At 55.9% G+C, this 20,588-nt stretch carries 17 protein-coding genes; 5 read left to right on the top strand and 12 right to left on the bottom strand.

Annotated features, from left to right (window positions below; genetic code table 11):
- Positions 1-3: 3 nt before the first annotated feature.
- From LA756_RS16785 to LA756_RS16760, 6 genes are all read right to left on the bottom strand, one after another.
- Entirely contained in the window at positions 4-1,338 is a 1,335-nt protein-coding gene (locus tag LA756_RS16785) for a MoxR family ATPase (protein WP_224435874.1), read from the bottom strand.
- A 63-nt stretch (positions 1,339-1,401) separates the two neighbouring features.
- On the bottom strand, positions 1,402-2,625 hold the full coding sequence (locus LA756_RS16780; protein WP_224435873.1) for a hypothetical protein: 1,224 nt from the start codon (positions 2,623-2,625) through the stop codon (positions 1,402-1,404).
- Positions 2,625-3,452 carry a DUF4129 domain-containing protein gene (locus LA756_RS16775; protein WP_224435872.1) on the bottom strand — a complete coding sequence of 276 codons (828 nt, stop codon included), beginning with the start codon at positions 3,450-3,452 and terminating at the stop codon, positions 2,625-2,627. Before LA756_RS16775 ends, LA756_RS16780 begins: the two co-directional genes overlap by 1 nt.
- Entirely contained in the window at positions 3,452-4,327 is an 876-nt protein-coding gene (locus LA756_RS16770) for a hypothetical protein (protein WP_224435871.1), read from the bottom strand. Before LA756_RS16770 ends, LA756_RS16775 begins: the two co-directional genes overlap by 1 nt.
- Positions 4,317-5,381 carry a stage II sporulation protein M gene (locus tag LA756_RS16765; RefSeq protein ID WP_224435870.1) on the bottom strand — a complete coding sequence of 355 codons (1,065 nt, stop codon included), beginning with the start codon at positions 5,379-5,381 and terminating at the stop codon, positions 4,317-4,319. Before LA756_RS16765 ends, LA756_RS16770 begins: the two co-directional genes overlap by 11 nt.
- A gap of 13 nt (positions 5,382-5,394) precedes the next feature.
- On the bottom strand, positions 5,395-6,342 hold the full coding sequence (locus LA756_RS16760; RefSeq protein WP_224435869.1) for an RDD family protein: 948 nt from the start codon (positions 6,340-6,342) through the stop codon (positions 5,395-5,397).
- 291 nt (positions 6,343-6,633) lie between these two features.
- On the opposite strand from LA756_RS16760, the gene LA756_RS16755 reads away from it, so the two are divergent.
- Positions 6,634-7,107 (top strand): DNA/RNA non-specific endonuclease, encoded by a 474-nt coding sequence (locus tag LA756_RS16755; RefSeq protein ID WP_224435868.1) that lies wholly within the window; start codon positions 6,634-6,636, stop codon positions 7,105-7,107.
- A 3-nt stretch (positions 7,108-7,110) separates the two neighbouring features.
- Here LA756_RS16755 and corA read toward each other — a convergent pair whose 3' ends face one another.
- Together corA and LA756_RS16745 are read right to left on the bottom strand one after the other, a co-directional pair.
- Positions 7,111-8,193 (bottom strand): magnesium/cobalt transporter CorA, encoded by a 1,083-nt coding sequence (gene corA / locus LA756_RS16750; RefSeq protein ID WP_224435867.1) that lies wholly within the window; start codon positions 8,191-8,193, stop codon positions 7,111-7,113.
- A gap of 2 nt (positions 8,194-8,195) precedes the next feature.
- A complete protein-coding gene (locus LA756_RS16745; protein ID WP_224435866.1) occupies positions 8,196-9,686 on the bottom strand; it encodes a sulfatase in 1,491 nt (496 codons plus the stop codon).
- A gap of 162 nt (positions 9,687-9,848) precedes the next feature.
- On the opposite strand from LA756_RS16745, the gene LA756_RS16740 reads away from it, so the two are divergent.
- A complete protein-coding gene (locus LA756_RS16740) occupies positions 9,849-11,024 on the top strand; it encodes a tetratricopeptide repeat protein (RefSeq protein ID WP_224435865.1) in 1,176 nt (391 codons plus the stop codon).
- 418 nt (positions 11,025-11,442) lie between these two features.
- Here LA756_RS16740 and LA756_RS16735 read toward each other — a convergent pair whose 3' ends face one another.
- The gene (locus tag LA756_RS16735; protein WP_224435864.1) at positions 11,443-12,567 is read right to left on the bottom strand and encodes a hypothetical protein; all 1,125 of its coding nucleotides are present in this window, start codon (positions 12,565-12,567) and stop codon (positions 11,443-11,445) included.
- A gap of 745 nt (positions 12,568-13,312) precedes the next feature.
- Between LA756_RS16735 and LA756_RS16730 the strand changes: the two genes are divergently transcribed.
- Both LA756_RS16730 and LA756_RS16725 read left to right on the top strand, forming a co-directional pair.
- Entirely contained in the window at positions 13,313-14,290 is a 978-nt protein-coding gene (locus LA756_RS16730; protein ID WP_224435863.1) for an aldo/keto reductase, read from the top strand.
- 6 nt (positions 14,291-14,296) lie between these two features.
- Entirely contained in the window at positions 14,297-15,442 is a 1,146-nt protein-coding gene (locus tag LA756_RS16725; protein WP_224435862.1) for a sodium:calcium antiporter, read from the top strand.
- Between the two features lie 117 nt (positions 15,443-15,559).
- On the opposite strand, the gene LA756_RS16720 is transcribed toward LA756_RS16725, so the two are convergent.
- Both LA756_RS16720 and LA756_RS16715 read right to left on the bottom strand, forming a co-directional pair.
- The gene (locus LA756_RS16720; RefSeq protein ID WP_224435861.1) at positions 15,560-16,762 is read right to left on the bottom strand and encodes an inositol-3-phosphate synthase; all 1,203 of its coding nucleotides are present in this window, start codon (positions 16,760-16,762) and stop codon (positions 15,560-15,562) included.
- Positions 16,763-16,795: 33 nt separating this feature from the next.
- On the bottom strand, positions 16,796-16,996 hold the full coding sequence (locus tag LA756_RS16715) for a hypothetical protein (RefSeq protein WP_224435860.1): 201 nt from the start codon (positions 16,994-16,996) through the stop codon (positions 16,796-16,798).
- A gap of 207 nt (positions 16,997-17,203) precedes the next feature.
- Here LA756_RS16715 and LA756_RS16710 point away from each other — a divergent pair, with 207 nt between their 5' ends.
- A complete protein-coding gene (locus LA756_RS16710) occupies positions 17,204-18,397 on the top strand; it encodes an amino acid aminotransferase (protein ID WP_224435859.1) in 1,194 nt (397 codons plus the stop codon).
- A gap of 261 nt (positions 18,398-18,658) precedes the next feature.
- On the opposite strand, the gene LA756_RS16705 is transcribed toward LA756_RS16710, so the two are convergent.
- On the bottom strand, positions 18,659-20,257 hold the full coding sequence (locus LA756_RS16705; protein WP_224435858.1) for a HEAT repeat domain-containing protein: 1,599 nt from the start codon (positions 20,255-20,257) through the stop codon (positions 18,659-18,661).
- Positions 20,258-20,588 lie beyond the last annotated feature (331 nt).

Below are 20,588 nucleotides of genomic sequence, written 5' to 3'. Positions count from 1 at the left end.
AGATCACAGACGCGGCACCTCGATCGTACGGATCAGTTCCGTGAGTAGTTCGTCGGCCGTATGTCCTTCCACTTCGGCTTCCGCCGAAAGCACAATACGATGTCGCAATGCCGGCAAAGCGATCTGAACAACGTCGTCCGGCACGGCGTAGTCCCGTCCATTGAACGCAGCCAGCGTGCGTGCCCCTTGCATCAGCGTGATGCCGGCACGAGGTGAAGCGCCCAGATGAAACTGCGGCCACGTTCGCGTCAGACGGACAATCTGGTTGATGTAGTCGATCAGCTTATCGGCAACAAGCACGTCGCCATTCTGCTTGGTGACCTCCAGGATGTTCTCAGGCGACGTGATCACTTGAAGCTCTTCTTCCAACCGCTTGCCGATGTCGACTTGCTGGCTGTGCTGCTTCAAGATTTCCGCTTCTTCCAGTTCGCTCGGGTAGTCGAGATTAAGCTTGAACATAAAGCGATCGAGCTGAGCCTCAGGCAGGTTATACGTCCCTTCCGATTCAATTGGGTTTTGCGTCGCCATCACCAGAAACGGGCGATCGATCTTGTGGCTGGTCCCATCGATCGTTACGCGGAACTCTTGCATCACTTCCAAAAGCGCTGCGTGTGTCTTCGCTGGCGAACGGTTGATTTCGTCTGCTAACAGCAGCTGCGTGAAGATCGGGCCAGGGCGAAAGCGGAATTCGTTCGACTTCATGTCGAAGAAAGGAGCCCCGGTAATATCGGACGGCATCAAGTCGGCGGTGAACTGAACGCGACCGAAGTTACAACCCAGCACGCGACCCAGCGTTCGGACGAACAGCGTTTTGCCAAGCCCAGGAGCACTCTCGATCAACACGTGTCCGCCACTGAACAGGGCAACCAGTGTCCCGAGAACAAGCTCTTCCTGGCCGACGTAAATCTTCGAGATCTCGTCGGTGATACTCTGGAACAAGTCCCGCGTTTCGGAGAACGCAGAGTCGTCCGAGTGATGGCCCTGCAAAGTGGTGCTGGTCGGTCGCAACGGTTCCGCCGGAGCAGGCGTCGGCTGATTGGAAAGAGGTTCTAACGACGATTCGGACGAACCCGAGAACAAGTCACCCGATTGCGAACCTTCAGAAGCAGCTTCCGGTGGTGGTTGCGTTGTCGATGGTTCCGGAACTCCCGATTCCCCGGCGGCTGGGCTCGGACTTGGAGGAGCCGAACTGCTCGTGGTGCTGTTCTCAGGAACGATTTGCATGTTGTCGCACTGCGGGCAACGGGCTCTCTTACCAGCCGCTTCACGGCCTACCCGCAGCGTTTTACCGCAGCTATTACAGAGGAATTCAATCGAGTCAGGGGAGGAACTACTCATTGGTGCTCGCTTATCGTGATTGACGCCTATCTGGAAACGAATGCCGACACGAGGCCGGGTGAACTATTTACCTTCACCGCGACGCGTTTTCGACCGGCGATAGACGGCGTCTCCTTTCATGACTTGTTGATACTGCTGGAGGCGAAGCTGCGCGTAACCATGGTCGTCGGTCGCTTGCAGTAAGTCGCCTACGGAATCGATGTGCTTCTTGAAGTCGGATGTCTGGGCTGAAGGAAGTTTCTTCGCTCGACCGAAGATCGGATACAACGCGAAGCAAAGCACAATCAGCCACCATGCCATTTGTAAGCCAACCACATTCAAAGGCCACTGGGAAAGCCATTCCCAGCCGCTGTTCCCAGCTGTCGATTGATCGGCGTTCATTATCCGAACGTCTCCTTCCGTTTCCAGGAACGCGACGCTGTCGGGGACTTCGTAGGGTTGATCGCACTGGTTTACCAACTTGCCGGCCAGCTTGCGATGCTCGGGATTGACTAAAGGAAGATTTAGCAGGAACGAACCGTTGTTGATCAAGATGATTTGATTGTCGCTGTAGTCGCTACCGAGCCTGGCCACGATCGCTTCATCGTCGGAGCCGAGAAGGATCTCCGAACTTTCGATCAGGTGAATGGGAAGATCGTTGTCGTCCAGTGGATCAAAGTCTTCGTAGATCGATTCTTCGTCGGCCGGAATCATCCGTGACCGAAGCTCGATATCTGTTTTTGCCGCATCCACTCCTTCGGCCCACGGGCCACTAAGCGATTTGGCTTTCCGCCGAGGTGCGTCTCGCTCGGTTTCGAAGAAGTAGTAATCGGTTTTCGGGTCTTGGTAATTTCGCAGTTGGTCGAACGATTCGACGGCGAGGCTGCGTTGACGCATCGCATCGAAGCGTTGTTTGGGTTCGACCTGATTAAGGACATCGGTCCAGTATGGAATGGATGCATCGAAATCTCGCCCGATGTAGACGAATGTCCGACCTTCTTCTTCGTCGAGCCAGTTCAAGATGGTCTCGCGGAATTCAGGCGAGGGGCCATCAAAGCCGCTCGGGACCCAGACGATTACGTCGTGACGCAGCATCCCTGGCGAGACGGCCGTGTAGCTACGGATGCCGTAGCCAGCTTCGCGGAACATCTCGGACAACGCCTTGGTGCCGTTGATGCTGCCGACGCCGTTGCCGGTTCGTTTGCCATAGACCGTCGAGAGCTTGTCGCTCGGTTGACCGCAACCGGATAGTAACAGCGCTGCAACGACGAAAAGAAAGGAGGTGATGCGGAGGAGGTTCGTTGTCATCAGACGCTACCTCCTGCCAATTGCTGATTGAACTGGCTCATCTGATTCCAGCAACGCTCGAACCGATCTCGTGATAGATCTCGGTTGCCGAAGAAGACATCCTCGAACGCGTTCATCGTTCCTTGCAGGATCTTTCGCAGGTCGCGATTTCGACCAGCTTCGCGGAGGTACTGCCCGTTGGTCTTGCCCTTGGCCAAACGAATGATATGCCCTTTGTCGAGCTCCAGCAGTTGGAAACTGAAAAGATAGACGATCGCTTCGTTGAAGTTGCCAGACTCGTAACAGCGGCGTGCTTCGTCCAGCAAGTTGCCGTCTTTCTTTTTAACCTCGAAAGGAAGGTGTTCGACGCGGTCGACTTGGCGGGACTTTTCTTCGACGATGTTTTCAGGAACGTAAGAACTGCTGGCGGTAGCCCCCCCGGCGCTGACAGCACGGTAAATCAAATACGAAATGACACCCAGGATGATGATCAGCAGCGAGTACATCACGATGGATGCCAACGACATGCCGCCCATGCTGGGAAACCAATTTCCGCCGCCGACATTGTTGGCAGGCTTGGGGGTGATTTTTTTCTTCTCGACCCCAGGCTGAGAGTCGGGCATTTTGGTTTCGCCAGGGATCGGAACGCTGCGGATCTCACCTGACTTGCTGTCGTACCAATTGGCTTGCGGGATATTGGCGAGCGCTTCGCCACCTTTTTCGACGGGCTGTTTCAGTTGACGCTCGCCGTACTCGGACGTATCCCACTCTTGAGCCGACACAGTAGGAACCGCAGCGGCCATAAGTAGCAGGCACCAAAGCATTTTTAGCGCGAGGAGATAACGCATTATCCGGCTACCTCCTTGATTCGTGTCGCTTCGGCGCGAAGGACCAGTTCGACTTCCCATCCTTCGCGGCGAATGCGGAGGTCGAGATAGCAAAGGAAACGGACAACCGTCATGAACGCAACCACCAGCCACAACGCCAGCGGGAACCAGATGAACAGGAACATGTCGTCCCAGTTCCATTGCCCGAAAACATAACCTCGTAGTCCAAAGACGTTCATCACGATACTTGCGGCCAGCAAAATACTGATGCTGGAGGCCATCGCACGGATAATCAGTTCGCCGAAGTTAGGTTGATGCAAAGCCGAGCTGCGACGCCCTACGGTGATCGCTTCTTTCTGTTTCGAGAAGACAGGGTTCTTCTCCAGAATGAGGATCTCGCCGATGTATGGACGAACGGCGCGAAGAATCGCCGCGTAGCAGCAGACGAAGAAGATCAGCGTTCCAGCGACGATGTTCTCGTCGTAAGCGGCAAACGCGGCGAGTACCATGCCTGGCAAGATGGCGCGTAAAACCAGAATGATCCAAAACACACGCGGTATGACCGGCCACAATCCGGTACACATGCGTCGCCAGTCTGGCTTCTCGTGAAACAAAGCATCCCCCAGCAGCAGCGTGATCGGCAGGCCTGCCAATGGAGCTTGCAGGAAGATGAGCGATATCATCAGGTAGATGAACTGGGCCGCCGTTTCGTTCACCACCAAGTCGGGTTCCATCACCCACAGCAGCGCGGCATTGATTAGCGTCAGGGGGATCGCCGTGATGGCGAGGGCCTGGATGATCTTCCACCAATAGACCCGCATTACGATCAGTGCAAGATCGTAAATCTCGAGCAGCTCTCGTTCGCGGATCGCTATTTTGGTTTTATCAAGCTGCATCCGATTCCCTTCGTGGATAGCCGAGCACGATGAAGTACACCATCAGCAAACCACTGCAGAAGATTGCAACGACTTGCTTGGCTTGCTCCGGCAGAGGAGAAGGGGAGATCCACGCTTCGATCATCGCGGCGAGGATAAACAAAATGGCGGATGCGCCCATGATTGGTAGAGCTCGTTTCGCACCGATACGGAGCGAGTCGATTCGCTCGAAAGCGACACGACGTGACTTATCGAACAGGCTTTCCTCGTCCTTGCGTATTTCATCCTGCTCAAGCGATTCTTCTTTGTGGTAGGGACTGATGAGCGAGAACCCAATCCGTAGCCCGGCACCAGCGGCAAGCACGATGGCCGTTAGTTCGAACGGACCATGGGCGGTGACGAACTCGAAGAAGTGTTGGCTGACATCTTCCGAAACATTGGGACTTGCCATGTGCCCAAACGTTGCCCCCAACACTGCCGCGTTGAACAGCAGCACGCAGATGCCTCCGATTACGGTGATTCCCACGACAAAGCACTTGATACCGATACCGGTGTTGTGGTTCACATAGAACGCCGCGCCTGCTGCGCTGGGGCCGTTGTTGCCGCTGCTTGGTGCGTTGGCGTACATCTGTTCGTACATATCGATGTTTTCGGCACCGACAATCTCAGCTGCGAAGTTAGGAAAACGGTCCGGGTTGGAGGCCATGAAGCCAGCCAGCAGAAACACCATCCAGAACAGCCAGAACGTCAGCTGCACGCAACGATCCTGGAAGATCTCGCGAGGAATTTGCCGAAACAGAATATCCCCGATCTTCGACCAATCGACGCGACGGCTGCGGTACAACTGACCATGAGCACGACCGACAAGCTTATGGAGGTAGTCGACAATGTTCGGCGGCAGCTGGTAGCTATCGGCGAGTGCCAAGTCGGCACAAGCGGCTCGGTACAGTGTCGCGAAGCGAGCAATATTGCGGGCCCCGATCGTCTTCTTGCGCGAGCTGGCCATCTGAGCACAGAGACTTTCCAGCTCTTGCCAGTAGACGCGTCGCTTTTCGATCAGTTGGGCAACTTTCACCGCCGTGGTTCCTCTACTTTAAATTCGTTTCCGCGAGTGACTGTGACGCAGCATTTCCGGCATACGGATTGGCTTGGTGGGCTGGGTTCTGCAATAGCTCGGCATCATCCTTGGTTCCATCGGTCGATTGCTTTGACAGGAACGTGCGATAATACAGAGCACAGAGGAGTAGATCGTAGCTGGTATCGGCAGGCAAACCAAACTTTTCCAACAATGGTTCCGCCAAATGCCGAGCGATCTCGCGGCGGCGAGCCGTCGTGAAGTAACGTCGCCGTTCGACATATGTGGCCACCGCTTTGACCATACTTCGCGGCGCGACGAAATTGGGCGGAATGTAATCAGCCAACAGTCGGGCACGGTCGTCTTCGATCTTGGCGACTTTCATCAGCCACGAACGATCTTCGATCACCACCATCGTTCCCGCGATCAAGTCGCCGATCCGCTGAAAACGTTTATTAAAAATCGGGACGATCAACGCGAACAGAAACGTCACGACAATCGGTTCGGCGGTCATCTCTTCCCGCATCGCCGCGAAGGGAAGGGGAACCATCGGCCACATATCGACATAACGAAACAAGTTTCGTACGGCCGACTGAAACAGATTGATTGGTTCGCCTTCGTCGGTCGTCACACGTAAGTTCAACAGCCACTTACCCGGCGTGGTTCCATTCCACCAATATTCGAAGGCGGCCATGTAGAACCAATTGAAGAAGAAGGCAGCCAGCGTCATCATGGCGACCATCAGGTCTTCCAGGCCCGCTTGAGCCAACGCGTTACCAACGCCAGCGATGGCCAGCATGATGAAGAACGCGACGATCACCGCGGCACGGATGGCCAAATCCAACAGAAAAGCAAGCAAGCGACGGAAGGGTCCGGCGACCTGGTAGTTGAACGCGATGTTTTCCGGCGTCACGACTTTGAATTGTGAGTCGATTGCCTCGGTGTTCCACGGAGCTACCATCGAGGAGCTTTTCTATCCCTTGCCGATGCGGCGTGCGTTAATCGATTGCCGTCAGATGAGTTATCTCCAGTCTACCGCAACTACTTGCGAAAAGACGAGCACTCGTCCTAGATTAATCGGTTTTAACACCCCTCAACAGAGGTGACCACCTTTTTAGGCACAGCTTCTTACGCGTAAATACGTCGTCGAGAGGTTCGATTAACTCGGATTTCATTTTCGACCCCTGCTATCAGACGGTATGATGCCGATTACCCCCAAGGTTTTTGTCCTGCGGAAGGAATCACCTGAATCATGGCTCGCATGCGCAATGTCGTTGGCAAATCGCCCGATTTGATTTTCCAAGTCACTGAAGACCAACTGCCCGGCGGACAATTCCGGACCACATGCTTCGAGGGAAAAATTCGTTTCGTGGCAGGCCGAGGACCTCATAGCGGGTACTATCGCTCTGCGTTCGATCATCATGGGCACCTGATTGCCGATCAGTTTGGCGGCCCGGGTGATGCGGCGAGCGGAAATATTGTGGCGATGCATGGGCATGCCAACAACGGTTCCGGAGGCGAGTACAAGCAGATGGAAGATTCCATCAAGCAGCTCCTTGGTGACCGAGATGGCTACATGAAAGTCGAAGTCGGGTATCAAAACCTGACTGAAATTCGGCCTTATGTCTTTCATGTGCAGTGCCAATTCGACAACGGCATGCATTCGCGATGGAGGATCTTCAACTTCTATCCACACATGCCGAATCCATTTCTGGCGCAGCGATAGACACTATCCTTTGAACCAGCCGCGGCTGTAAAACCAGCCGATGAAGCCAACCGCTACGCCAATCATCAATAGCCAGCAAAACTCGTAGCCATACTTCCAATCGAGGCCGGGCATGTCCTCGAAGTTCATTCCGTACACGCCGGCGATAAAGCTAAGCGGGATGAAAACCGTGGCGATGATCGTCAGCGTCTTGGTCACTTCGTTGGCCCGCTGACTTGTCAGTGCGAAGTGGAAATCTCGCATGTCCGAGCAAATCTGGCGGTACGCATCGATTGCGTCGAGAAGCTGTGACGTATGGTCGTCGGCATCGCGCAGGAAGACGGTTGTGTTGTCGGTATACCGCGTGAAACGGGCCCCCATCATGTTTCGAATCGCTTCCCGATGTGGCAGTAAATTGCGGCGAATGGTTAGCAAATCGCTGCTGATACGTTGGATCTCGGGAATGATGTCGTTCGTGTAACCAGCTGCCAAAGGGTCGTCGATCGCATCGAGCCGATCGCCAAACGATTCGACCACGGGAAAGTAGTGGTCGATGACGGTATCGAGCAGTGCGTAGGAAAGGTAATCCGCTTTCATCTGGCGAATGCGTCCGACTGGCTTGCGAAGCCGTTCGCGAACCGGTTCCAAATAGTTGTTGTCGCTCGCCTCTTCGATACTCAAGACATAGTTGTCGCCGACCACCATACTCAGCTGCCGCGTATCGAGTCGCGGTTCCAGCTCGACCATTCGGGCCACGATAAATGCATAGTCGCCATACTCTTCGGCTTTGGCACGTTGATGAGGATGCAGGATGTCTTCATAAACCAGCGGGTGCAGCTCGAACATATCGGCCATTTGACGAAGCTGAGCCGTATGCCCCAGACCGTGGACATGAATCCAAGTCACGTCGTAGTTGCCCAGATACTCACGCAGGTCTTCAACTTCGGTGATGACTTCTTCTTTGATTTCGTTCGGACTGAACGCGGTGACATGAACGTGAGATGCGATTTCCTCTTCCGGTTTCGTGGCCGTGCCGGGGGCAGAGCCAGGCGGCGTGCGACGTTCAAACGGACGGCGGAGAAACTGCAAATCAATGGGCAACTTCATGTTTACGATGCATCCTGCGCGGCTTGGAGTAACTTCGAGACCACGTCCGGTTTCTGCGTGGCCAGGTTTTCAACGGGATCGGGCGTCTCGCTAATATCGTACAGTTCAATCTTCTGCGGTTTGCCTTTGGCGTTTTGCATGATCAATCGATATTGTTCGTCTCGAATGCTGACATTGCCGCCACGCCAATAACTGATCGCAACGTCCCGGACCGAATCGTTTTTGCCGTGAAGCAGCGGAGCCAAACTGATACCATCCAGTGGGAACTGCGTCTCTTGAAACTTTGGCTGACAAAGTTCGACCAGCGTTGGATAAATGTCGAGTGTTTCCGCGAGTGCCGGAGTAACGTTTCCACCATCGGTCACGCCAGGCACTTTAATGAGCAAGGGACTACGCAGTGCACGTTCGTGGGTAACGTGCTTGGCCCACAACGCACTTTCGCCCAAGTGCCAACCATGATCGCCCCAGACGACCACGATCGTCGAGTCCTCTAAGCCGCTTGCTTTTAGCCCTTGAAGCACTTTGCCAATCTGCCGATCGGTGTAACGCACGCAGGCGAGGTACGCTTTGCGAGCGGTGACTTGGTCTTCCTTAGCCAGCGGATTTGACTTGGGATAGTCGGTCTTGTATTTGTAGAACTCTCCAGAGGAATGCCAATAGTTGGTTTCGGGTTTCGTCCCGTGCGGAGCAGGTTCGATATCCATTTGGTCGACCGCTTCCCAGTCCTGCTTGGTAGCCACAAACGGCAGGTGCGGCTTGAAGAAGCCAAGCCCCATAAAAAATGGCTGGCCACTTTCGCCGTATGCTTTAAGCTTTTCGACCGCGGTTTCGGCCATCATCCCGTCGGGAAGATCGGTATCGTTCTCGACGGTGAACTGCATCAGGTCTTGGTGCCCACCCCCATCTTCGCGATGCTTTCCGTCAGCGTAGGCGAAGAAGATGCCCCAGCCTCGCTTCCACGGACCATACGGCGTCGCCAATTCGTCCCAGGCATGCGGCACTTCGTCGCGGCCATCTCCCTTACCGTTATAGGCATACACTTTTCCGTCGGCCGTGTGCGACACCTTGCCGATCAGCGTGGTGTGGTATCCGCTTCGCCGGAACAGTTCCGGCAGAGACTGAGCTCCCGGCAACTGCTTGTGTGACAACGCCACTTTGCCACTGTATAAAGCCTCGTTCCCCAGGGCATTTGTTTTCGCCGGGCTGCGTCCGGTAAGTAGCGCGTATCGCGAAGCCCCACATGTCGGAACTTGCACGAAATGATTTTGAAACAGGACCGACTGTTTCGCCATTTCATCCAGCGAAGGGCTCACCGATGGGGAACGTCCGTAGCAGCCAAGCTCGGGCCGCAAGTCGTCGACGGCAATGAACAGAACGTTATAGTTGTTTTCCGCGGTGGCTACGCGGACGAGCAGCAGGGCGAAAATCGCCGTGGTCAAACCGATTCGAAGCATGATGATCTCGTCAAAAAGTGGGTGTTCGGCGGATTCCATACCTAATCGATCCGCTGCCGAGAAACAAGGTTGCCGCCATTTCGGGCCTAGTCCCTGGGCCGCTCTTGCAGTAGGCTAAACCTTGTGAAGGAAAGGGTTTGCCCGCAGCCTTTTCCCGCGGTGGGGACCAGCGGGGCGGCCCGCTTTCTGGGATTTTGGCACGTGGCAACGGATTGGGCCAATCAGAACGAAGCCGGCGATCTGTCGGGCAAACGAGTCGCCATTGTCGGCAAGCTGGCCGGAATGACGCGGCGCGAGGTCTTCGCGGCCCTACGAGAAGCGGAGGCCACCCCCAGCGAAAAAGTCGACGATCGCGTCGATATCGTCGTCTTTGGCGAGAACGATCTGGGCGGGCTCGGCGATCAAGCCATCTCGGAAGAACTCCAAGAAAAAGCCGCTGCCGGCGATCTTAAGTTCATCAGCGAAACCACCCTCTGGCAGTGGCTCGGGCTGATCGAACCGCATCAGAAGCTGCACCGGCTGTACACCCCCGCGATGCTATCGGACTTGTTGGGGGTCTCGAAATCAATCATCCGCCGCTGGCATCGGCGAGGCCTGATTGTCCCGGCCCGACAAGTTCGCAGCTTGCCCTACTTCGACTATCGCGAAGTCGCCACGGCGAAGCAGTTGGCTTCGATGTTGGCCTCTGGCATGTCGCCTGATCGGATCGAGCGGCAGCTCTCGGCCATCTCGGAATACCTGCCGGATGTGCAGCGGCCGCTGGTTCAGCTGTCGGTCATGGTCGAAGGACGCGACATTTTGCTGCGGCAAGGGGAAGGGCTCGTCGAGCCAGGCGGCCAAATGCGGTTCGATTTCGACCGCGAAGAGGACTTCACCGAAGCGTTCAACGTCGTCGATCCCGGCAGCGAAACCCCCGAGACTGCCGCCCAGTGGGACGCTCGAGCTGCCGACTACGAAGATGACGAACAGCTCGAAGAAGCAATTCGGTGCCTACGGTCGGCGTTGTCGATCGGGGGACCGAATGCGGAGCGATCGTTCCGCCTGGCCGAACTGCTGTATCGAGCAGGCCACTTGGACGGAGCGATCGAACGCTATCACACGGCGATCGAGCTGGACCCGGAAATGATCGAGGCGCGAGCCAACTTGGGCTGCGTGTTGGCGGAGTCAGGCCAACTGGTCGAAGCGGTCACCGCACTGCGAGACGCGATCGAAGTGTACGACGACTACTGCGACGCTCACTACCATCTCGCACGAACGCTCGACGAGCTCGGCCGCGAGCGTGAAGCGGCGTCGCATTGGGAGAAATGTCTGCAGCTTAACCCCGACTCCCCCTGGGCCGACGAAGCGTATGCCCGGCTGAATCCGGAAGAGGTTTAAGCGATAACGTCTGAATTGCCAACGAGCTTTGGCACAAAGAACGGAGGTGCTGACATTCTACCAAACGAATGTCCAAGTACCTAAGGAAGTTTTGAAATGCGCGTCATTCCGGAGAGTTACGCGTCTTCTTGTTGGCGTTCCTCGTTCGCCTGAGGCACTCTACCCTTAATTCGAGCCTTGGTAACGCGCAAACTATCGAGGAAAACAGACTCAAAACCGTTTGTAAGATCAATAAGTCGCGAATAGTTCGCGCATGCTTGGACAATACTTGGTTATAATATCTCCCACGGAGGTTGGCCGAGGAGTGAGGCGAGAATAAGGGCATCGTGTTCGCCACTAACGGCGCATAAAAATCGCGTGACAACATCGGTCGACGTCGTCACGCGATTTGATTTTCGATGGTCGAGCGAGAAGCGACTTAGCTACCGACGTTGACTTCCAGTCCGGTCAGCTGCGACTCAAGTTCCTCGGCACCTTCTTTCGACGCGCCGGTTTGCCAGAGGTACAAGTTCTTCAGGCTGGTGATGTTGGCCAGCACATCGATTCCCTTGTCGGTCACTTTCGTCCCGTACAAGTTCAAGTACTCCAGCTTCGTGTGCGGCACCAGGTAAATCAGTGCGGCGTCGGTGACGTTGGTTTGAGCGAGATTCAGTCGCTGCAAATTGGGCAGGCCGACCAAATGCTTGATTCCTTCATCGGTGATGGCCGTACCACGGGCGTTGACTTCGACCACGTTTCGCAGGTTGCGAACCAGCTTGAGGGCTTCGTCATCGATTGGCTTGTCGCTCAGGTGAAACGACACGACTTTCTCGTCTGAGTTTTGTGCGAGCAGATTCACGCGGCCTCCTTTGGCGACGATCTGCTTGATCGCTTCTTCTTCGGTGGCATCGTCAACCGTTGGCGCAGGATTGGCTTTGACAATCTCGATCACTTGCAGCTGCGTCTTGATGGCGTCGGCCATGGCTTTGCGAAGATCGGTCGAAAGTTCCGCTTTGACTTCCTGCTTGATCTCGGCTTTCAACTTGTCGAGCGCGGCTTGATCGAGCACGAGACCTGATTCTTTTTCCCCTTCGGCAGCGGCCGGCATCGGTTCTGGCTGAGGCTCCGGTTTCGGTTCCGCTTTGGCGATGTCGGAAGGAAGGTTTCCGGCGCTGATGTTGTCGGCAAACGTCGGCGACTTTTCGTCGTCGGCGTTGACTTTCATCGCTTTCACTTTTTCGAGAGCGGCGGCCACTTCTGCGGTCGCTTTGTCTTTTTCCTTCTCGAGACGGTCCTTGCCGAAGTTTGCTTTGTCCAGCAGTTCGTCGAGTGCTGCGCCGTAAGCGTTGCGTTCCTTTTTGCTTTGCCCATCGATATGGCAGACGTTGCACTTCGAACCGGTGGCGGCCGCCGCGAACTTTTTGGCAGGCTCTTCCTTCGGCTCGGCAGGGACGACTTTCTCGTTGAAGACTTCCCAGAAAAATGGAATCGCGAAAGCGGGCTGGCTGATCAGGCCAACTCCGACGACAGCAAGTGCCGACGACAAAACGATACGCGCGAACATGATGGCTACCTCGTCAGATGACTTTTGCAATAGAAGCGAATTCGGCAGGGCCACGCTCGAAGGCGGACAGGTCCCTGGCGAGCTTTTGGCAATTTGGGCGAGTTATTACGATTCTGCCTCGCAAACCGGCCCGATGCAAGTCGGGACCCAAATTCGAGGCAAACTCGAAGCCCCGCGAAGCATTGTTACGCCGGTCGTGCGTGTTTGAACCTTTGGCGATGGCCTGTAGGGTGCGTTTCAACGCCCGATGTGTTTTCGGAGAAATTGCCATCGACCCTTTCGCTTAGTAGAGCTGAAAGTCCCTTGACGGCGTTGCCACGCGATGCTGTTGGGTGCCGGGCAGGCACTACTTGGTGCGTCGAGACGCACCCTACGGAAATGGGCCGGGTGCCATGCCGTCGTCTTCGTCTGCATGCTGAATCAGAAGTAAGTGGGACAAGTTTTTCGTTTGGACGATACGTCGCTTCTTCGGAGCTGGCGAGATGTCGTTAATCTACCATGGCAAGGAGCGTAGGGTGCGTTTCAAAGCACCATGTTATTACGAATGCGATCGCCATTGGGCTTTCACATTTTAACGTAGAAGGCTCGTTGATGGCGTTGCCACGCGATGCTGTGGGATACCGGGCAGGCAATTCCTGGTGCGTCGAGACGCACCCTACGCTTTGATTGGCAATCGCCGACAGGGGCTGGGGATTGTGTTATAGTGGGCCTCGCTTGAAGGTTCCCTTTCTTGGATGCATGCCCCATGAATTCGCAGACGCTTAGTACCGGTTCGCAGATGCCCTTATTGGGGCTGGGTACTTGGAAGATTGACAAGTCGCATTGTGCCGACGTGATTGTGGCCGCCGCCAAGGCCGGGTATCGGCACTTTGACTGTGCGTGCGATTATGGTAACGAGCAGGAAGTGGGGCAGGGGCTGAAGCGGATTGTCGACGAAGGGATCGCGACGAGGGATGAGTTGTGGATTACGTCGAAGCTTTGGAACACGTATCACGCGAAGGAGCATGTTCGCCCGGCGTGTGAGAAATCGCTGAGCGACTTAGGGCTCGACTATGTCGACTTGTACCTGGTCCATTTTCCAATCTCTTTGAAGTACGTACCGTTTGAAGATCGTTACCCGCCAGAATGGTTTTACGATCCGAACGCGAGCGAGCCGCAATTGGTCGAACAGCCGGTGCCGATCGCCGAGACATGGCAAGCAATGGAGTCGCTCGTCGACGCGAACCTGGCGAAGAACATCGGGATCTGCAACTTCGGCACGTCGTTGATTCGAGACTTGCTGTCGTATGCGAAAATTCGCCCGAGCGTGCTGCAGGTAGAACTTCATCCACGTTTAACCCAAGAAAAACTTCTGCGGTACTGCACGCAGGAAAAGATTGCGGTGACGGCATTCTCGCCGTTCGGGCCGAGCTCGTACTATCAGCTGGGCATGGCCGAGAAGAGCGAGTCGCTGCTGAATCATGACGTGGTACAAGGGGTGGCGAAGGAAGCGAGCAAGTCGCCTGCCCAGGTTCTTTTGCGATGGGCGGTGCAGCGCGGAACGATTGTAATTCCGAAAGCAAGTTCTGCGGAACATTTACAGGAAAATGGCGCAATATTTGACTTCGAGTTGACGAACGACCAGATGACTCAGCTGTCCGATTTGAATCAGAACCGTCGCTTTAACGATCCCGGCGACTTCTGCGAGGCAGCGTTTAACACCTTCTTTCCGATTTACGAATAGAGACGCATGGGCGGCGAACTGCTAACACTGGGTGCTATCTTTTTGGGTTTGGCTATCGTGATTGTCTTTGCCGGCAATTACATGGCGAAAGCGGCCGACGTGATCGGTGAGAAGTCTGGCATGGGGGCTTCGCTGGCCGGCTTGGTGCTGTTGGCCGCGGCGACAAGCTTGCCGGAACTGGCGATCAACATTAATGCGGTGCGCTTGCCGGACAGTACGCAGGGTGTCGACTTGACGCTGGGGAACGTGCTGGGAAGCTCGCTGTTTAACCTGCTGATTCTGGGGATCGTCGACTTGATGTTCCACTCGAAGGCGCGGATGTTCTCGTCGATCTCTTCGGCGCATGCATTGTCGGCAATGGTCAGCATGGCGTTGATCGCCATCGTGGTGCTGTTTCTGCTGCTCGAGCGAGACAGCGTCGGCATTCCGCTGCACTTATGGCATCTGGGCATTGGGACGATTGCGTGCGGTGTGTTCTATATCTTCTCGGTGCGGCTGATTTATTTAGATCAGCAGATGGCGGCGAAGATGGAAAAGGAACAAGAGTCGCCGCAGCAGGAAGAAGAACGCAAGAGCATGTCGCTAGGCGTGGCGATCGGGATTTACCTGGCCACGACGGTTGTGATTTTCATTGCCGCTGGTTATCTGGCCCCGACCGCGGATCGCCTTGCCGAGATTACCGGGCTCGGCGGGACGTTTGTCGGCAGCACGTTGTTGGCACTGACGACCAGCTTGCCGGAATTCGTGACGACGATTGTGGCGGTGCGCATGGGGGCCGCAGACATGGCGATCGGCAACATTCTGGGGAGCAACACGTTCAACATCGCGATCTTGCTGCCGATCGACGCGATTTATACCAAAGGTTCGCTTCTCGCGGATGCCAGCCCAGTCCATGCGATGACAGGGATGGCGGTCATTCTGCTGACCAGCGTGGCGACGATGGGCATTCTGTATCGCGCCGAGAAGAAGAAGTACTCGATCATCGAGCCTGACGCACTGCTGGTCGTGCTGTTGAGCTTGCTCTCGATCTGGGGAATCTACGAGCTGACTCGACCGACCGGAGAGCCAGAGATCAAAGACGACCCGCCGATCGAAGAGGTCTCGTACGTACCGCCGAAACCTGATGCCATCAACGTACCGCTCAACCGGTAGGGTGCGTCTCGACGCACCACGCAGCGGTTCGCAGCTTTGGGCGGCGAACCAGATGGCAACCAGATCGTTTTGTCTGGTGCGATAAAATGCACCCTACGGGGCACTGCGAGTTCGCCACTAACCCTTGAGCGAATCGGTCCATTCTTCGAGCAGGCGGAACTGTTTCGCGAAATCGTTTTCTTCGGTGCCTAGTGGCGATTTGAAGAAGCTGGAGAGTTGCGTTTGCAGGCCGGTGGCTCCTTTGCGCTGAGCCAGGTCGGCGAAGCGAGCCAGGTCTATCACCAGCGGGGCAGCGAGCAGTGAGTCGCTTCCTTGCCAGATGAACTGCATCACCATTGGCGTGCCGAGGAAGCCTTGGAAGTGGATGTGGTCCCACGCCGTCTTCCAGTCGCCCATGCTGTCGATGTTTTCGATGGTTACCAGCGTTTGCGGCGTGTATCCGAAGATCTTGCTGAGCAGTCGATCCTTGCTGACCGCTTTGGTCTTCTTGTTCTCAGGATCGTCGAGCACTTTGGCGTCCATGTTGCCAAAGATGTTGTGCCCCACCCAGCTCATGACTTTCAAGTTGCGATTGGCAAACATCGGAGCGAGCGTGCTCTTGAGAAGCGTTTCGCCCGTTTTGCCGTCGTGCCCCATGTGGCAGGTATCGTTCGACTTGGCCAGATCGTCCAGTGCGTCCAGCGCCGTGCCGAGCGAAGGGGTGAAGTTGATGAACGGGTAACCAAGTTCCAGCGAGGCAATCCCGTACAACGAACTGGCTGGTAACTTGCACTCGTTGGAAGCAAGCTGCGGCTGGAGCTCTTTCCAAGTCTTGGGGAACTGCTCGCCGTCGACCGAAGGTTCCGTCGACGAGATGTTGACCATCACGACGTTGTCCAAATCGTTCGCTTTGGCGAAGTCGGCGATGTGACCCTTCAAGCGGTCGACCGCTTCGCGCGGCGTTTCCTGCAGTGCTTGCAGTTTTTCGTGGGCGTACTCGGTAATCTTCTTGCCGGCGTTGATCAGCGTGCCGTCATGAATGTTGGCATCGAGCGCGGTCAGGTCGTCTTTGATCTTTTCGACTAAGCGGCCATCGATGGCGCGGCTCTCGAAGACCATCTTGTACGCTTCGTCCAGCAAGCTGGTTTCGCGAATGTCGTGACCACCGATGACGATATCGTCCCAGCCGACCAGGTTAAGATGCTCGAACTGCTTCAGTTCGCTCACAAGTCCGACGCTTTCGGTCAGCCCTTTCTTGAGCGCGAGCAATCCAACAATGGTGGTGGTGGCGACGCCGCCCTTGGCGCCGATCAGCCAGATCCCGGTACGCGAGCCTGCCATCTGTGAAACACTTTCCAATCGAGAGGCGAAATATCAGTTCCCGACGCTGCCCAAAGGGCCTGAGATGCCGTTGCTGCCAGCGTAACGCTTGGCAAGTTGGCGGCGACTAGTTCCGGATTGGGGGAGGAACTTTCCAGGCAGGCTTCGCAAGGAAGGGTGAAGCTTACCATTATGGTCGGTTTGGGCGGCGAATTCACCCATCCCCCAGGGCTGAGCCGCAAGAATATGTGTCATTTTTCTCAGTTTGGTACTTTTCAGCCGCGTCAGCGAACTATTAGACCGGCCGTGCATCTCGTAAAATGAATGCGTTTGTCCAACGATTAACGTCTGTGTCAGGAAACGTGATCTCGGAGACGGCCTGAATCGGATCGGTTCGGCTTGATGTCTTCCGCGGTTCCCCAGTGCAGACGTTCCCAAGACCCTCTTACCCATTGGAAGTGTATGTTCCAGCACGTCGAAACGGCTCCCCCGGACGCAATTCTGGGTCTCAACGAAGCCTTCCGCAACGATTCGAACCCTGAAAAGATCAACCTGAGCGTTGGTGTTTACAAAGACGAGCAGGGGGTGACGCCGGTTCTGAAGTGCGTCAAAGAAGCGGAAAAACGGTTGCTGGAAACGGAAAGCACCAAGAGCTATCTGCCAATCGATGGCCGCGCCGGCTACACCAAAGCGGTTCGCGAGTTGATGTTCGGCACCGATCATGAAGTGATTACCGCAAATCGCGCCGTCACCGTGCAAACGCCTGGGGGTACCGGGGCACTGCGTGTCGCAGGCGATTTTATCGCAGCCAATTTTCCTGGCGCCGCAATCTGGCTCAGCCAGCCCACTTGGCCGAACCACCCCAACATCTTCACCGCGGCCGGCGTTCCGCTGAAGACGTACGCCTACTTCGACAAAGCCTCCAACGGGCTCGACTTCGACGGCATGATCAGCTCGTTGAAGGAAGCCAGCAAAGGGGACGTCGTTCTGCTGCATGGCTGCTGCCATAACCCAACGGGGATCGATCCGACTCCGGAGCAGTGGAAAGCGATCGCTGATTTGGTTCAGGAAAAGGAACTGCTGCCGCTATTGGACTTCGCTTACCAAGGCTTCGGCGACGGTTTGAGCGAAGATGCGGCCGGCCTTCGCGAGTTGGCACGTCCTGGCCAAGAGATGCTGATCTGTAGCAGCTTCAGCAAGAACTTTGGTCTCTACAACGAACGTGTCGGAGCAATGACCGCCGTCGCTTCAGGCGAAGCGGAAGCGACCGCCGTGCTGAGCCAGCTGAAGAAGGTGATTCGCTCGAACTACTCGAACCCGCCGACGCATGGTGCCGCCGTGGTCGAAACGGTCCTGACCGACGCGTCGCTGACGAAGCTGTGGGACGAAGAACTGACCCACATGCGTGACCGCATCAATGGCATTCGTAAGCTGTTTGTCGACAAGATCTCGGCCGCTGGGATCGATCAAGACTTCTCGTTCATCCAGAACCAGAAGGGGATGTTCAGCTTCTCGGGGCTGAACCAGATGCAAGTCGATCAACTCCGCAGCGACATGAGCATCTACATCGTCGGTTCTGGCCGAATCAACGTGGCCGGTATCAGCGAAGCCAACGTCGACCGCCTTTGCGAAGGGATCAAAAAGGTCGTCAGCTAAACCAATTGGTTGGCATGCCCTCGTTCGTGTGGGCATGCCAACGAGACAAATCGCAGGATGGCTACCGGCAACCAGGTCGGATAGCCATCTTTTTTGCGCGGAGCAGGAAAAGTGGCTTGGGTTTGCTACATGCCTAGGGGGGAAGAAGTGTTGAAGCGTATGCTCAGTTTTCCCCTCACCCTAACCCTCTCCCCGCAGGGGCGAGGGGACCGGAGCTTGAAGCCTTAGCCCCAAGGGGACGACCGTTTCGCTTTTCGCGTGTTATTCTGGATCGGACGCTTCTTTTTCGGCCAGGCTCTCGTGCAGAGAGACCCATTCGGGACGTTCTTTGTTAAATGCGTGTAAATATTCGCGGCCAGCGTGGATGTAGTACGCTTCGCGAGGGCCGATGGGGTGTCGGCTTTCTCCGGCGGGATAGAACGTCGTGTTGCGTAGATCGGCGACGGCGGTTCCGGCCTGGCCATCCTTCTTGGTCGCGGCAATCAGGCGAACATCGCCGAAAAAGAAACCCAGCATCGCCGGCTGAGGTGTTTCGTAGCCTTCGCTAGCGACACGCTGCAAGAGGCTGTTGGCAAGCTCCTGCTGATTGGCTTGCCATTGGTGCGGTTCCAGCTCGAACACCTCAGGATGTTCAGCCTGCCATCCGGCGAACGCGGCATAGATGTCTGGCAGCGGCAGCGACGTGAGATCGACGGCGAAACTTTGCGTGACAGGGCCAACGATACCGACGCTTTGGAACGTACCGCCAGGCATGTGATAGGCATACTGAATCAAATGGCAGTGCTGCGTTTCTTCGAAGCCTGGCCAGCCGAGCTCGCGGCGATCGACTTGATGTACTTCGTGCGGCGGCATGCCGAACTGGGTGTCGAGCGCGAGCCACGCGGCGAGCTCTCCTTCGACTTTGGCCTCGTCGGTTTTCTGCTCGTTAGGAATCTTGTCGAGCATGTCCAGCTCTTCGGCGACGGCCAGCACGCGAGGGCGACACACGGCCTCGGCGGCCAGCTCGACAAGCAGCTCTTTACCTTCATCGTTGCCCAGTTTGGCCAGCGCGATGGCCGCTTCCGAGCGGAGTTTTCGATGCTTTAACTCTAAGGCGGACTTGAGTTTACCTTCGGCCTTGCTGTCGCCGATGAGGGAGAACGCATCGCAGATGGCCAGCGCGATGGAGGTTGCTTCCGTGACGGCAACTTTCGCTGCGGCGAAGTCTTTAGCTTCCTTGGGCGGCTCGGTTTCAAACTTGGAAAGCCGCGCGATGAGACCACCAAACAGTTCGCCGAGGGCTTCGACGCGATCGGAAGCCGGATGCTGCGCGACCATGCCGTTACGGGTCACATAGTTGGCGAGATCCAACACGAGCGATGCGACGGAGAGATGCGAGAGCGCTTCCAACAATTTTGGAAAAAGTGTCTCGGTCGGCAGATCGTCTTGGCGAAGTAGTGGCACAAACGCGATCGCGGCGGCGTTGGAGTTGGTCGGTGGTTGTTCGACGACCAGTTCCGTGAAGACGGCGAGTGCTTCGTCGTCGCCGGTGGCTGACAACAGCGCGAGCAGCAAGTGCCCCATGCGATGCGTCGCGCCCCATTGTCGATAGGCGGTCGCAATCCGCTGAAGGTCGTCCTGATCGAGCTGCTCGACTTCGCGCAAACGGATGGCCAAGAGGTTCAAAACGCGATCGAGAAAGCTTCGTTTGGCGTCGGAGATCTCGGGCGGAACGGACTCTAAAAACCGCAAAATACCCGAGATTTCCAGCTCTTCAGCACTCAGGATCCATTGCAGGGCTTCTTTCTGCGAGACCAACGCTTGAAGCGTTTGATCTCCTTCGAGCCAGCCACTGAGAACGGCATTCAATCGATCCGACATGGAAGTCACTTTCGCATAGGTCAACAGCAGACAACAACTTGGTCCATCTACAGTCTAAAGGGCAAAGCGTTTGCTCGCGACCACCAACTGCGCGGCATCGGCATGCCGCATCGAGTCGTTGCGTTTCGACATAGTGCGAAGGATCGTGCGAAGGTATTTCAAAGAAGTGTGCGCGATCAGCGATAGTTTTTCTGAACAAATTGGATTCGTGGTTCGATAATTCACCTTGACGAAAGAAAGGCAAAGTTGATTCAATTTGCGAGAAGTAGTTTTTCATGCTTTCGGTCGCGTCGCTCATGCAGTTTTTTGAGACGCGACAACATTTGCGAAA

The organism is Bremerella sp. TYQ1 (assembly GCF_020150455.1).
Lineage (GTDB): Bacteria > Planctomycetota > Planctomycetia > Pirellulales > Pirellulaceae > Bremerella > Bremerella volcania_A.
This window is presented reverse-complemented; position numbering and strand designations above follow the sequence as displayed.

Coding starts and splice junctions, on each gene's coding strand:
- LA756_RS16785 (WP_224435874.1), bottom strand. CDS start 1,338: ATGAGTAGTTCCTCCCCTGACTCGATTGAATTCCTCTGTAATAGCTGC.
- LA756_RS16780 (WP_224435873.1), bottom strand. CDS start 2,625: ATGACAACGAACCTCCTCCGCATCACCTCCTTTCTTTTCGTCGTTGCA.
- LA756_RS16775 (WP_224435872.1), bottom strand. CDS start 3,452: ATGCGTTATCTCCTCGCGCTAAAAATGCTTTGGTGCCTGCTACTTATG.
- LA756_RS16770 (WP_224435871.1), bottom strand. CDS start 4,327: ATGCAGCTTGATAAAACCAAAATAGCGATCCGCGAACGAGAGCTGCTC.
- LA756_RS16760 (WP_224435869.1), bottom strand. CDS start 6,342: ATGGTAGCTCCGTGGAACACCGAGGCAATCGACTCACAATTCAAAGTC.
- LA756_RS16755 (WP_224435868.1), top strand. CDS start 6,634: ATGGCTCGCATGCGCAATGTCGTTGGCAAATCGCCCGATTTGATTTTC.
- corA (WP_224435867.1), bottom strand. CDS start 8,193: ATGAAGTTGCCCATTGATTTGCAGTTTCTCCGCCGTCCGTTTGAACGT.
- LA756_RS16745 (WP_224435866.1), bottom strand. CDS start 9,686: ATGGAATCCGCCGAACACCCACTTTTTGACGAGATCATCATGCTTCGA.
- LA756_RS16735 (WP_224435864.1), bottom strand. CDS start 12,567: ATGTTCGCGCGTATCGTTTTGTCGTCGGCACTTGCTGTCGTCGGAGTT.
- LA756_RS16730 (WP_224435863.1), top strand. CDS start 13,313: ATGAATTCGCAGACGCTTAGTACCGGTTCGCAGATGCCCTTATTGGGG.
- LA756_RS16725 (WP_224435862.1), top strand. CDS start 14,297: ATGGGCGGCGAACTGCTAACACTGGGTGCTATCTTTTTGGGTTTGGCT.
- LA756_RS16720 (WP_224435861.1), bottom strand. CDS start 16,762: ATGGCAGGCTCGCGTACCGGGATCTGGCTGATCGGCGCCAAGGGCGGC.
- LA756_RS16715 (WP_224435860.1), bottom strand. CDS start 16,996: ATGACACATATTCTTGCGGCTCAGCCCTGGGGGATGGGTGAATTCGCC.
- LA756_RS16710 (WP_224435859.1), top strand. CDS start 17,204: ATGTTCCAGCACGTCGAAACGGCTCCCCCGGACGCAATTCTGGGTCTC.
- LA756_RS16705 (WP_224435858.1), bottom strand. CDS start 20,257: ATGTCGGATCGATTGAATGCCGTTCTCAGTGGCTGGCTCGAAGGAGAT.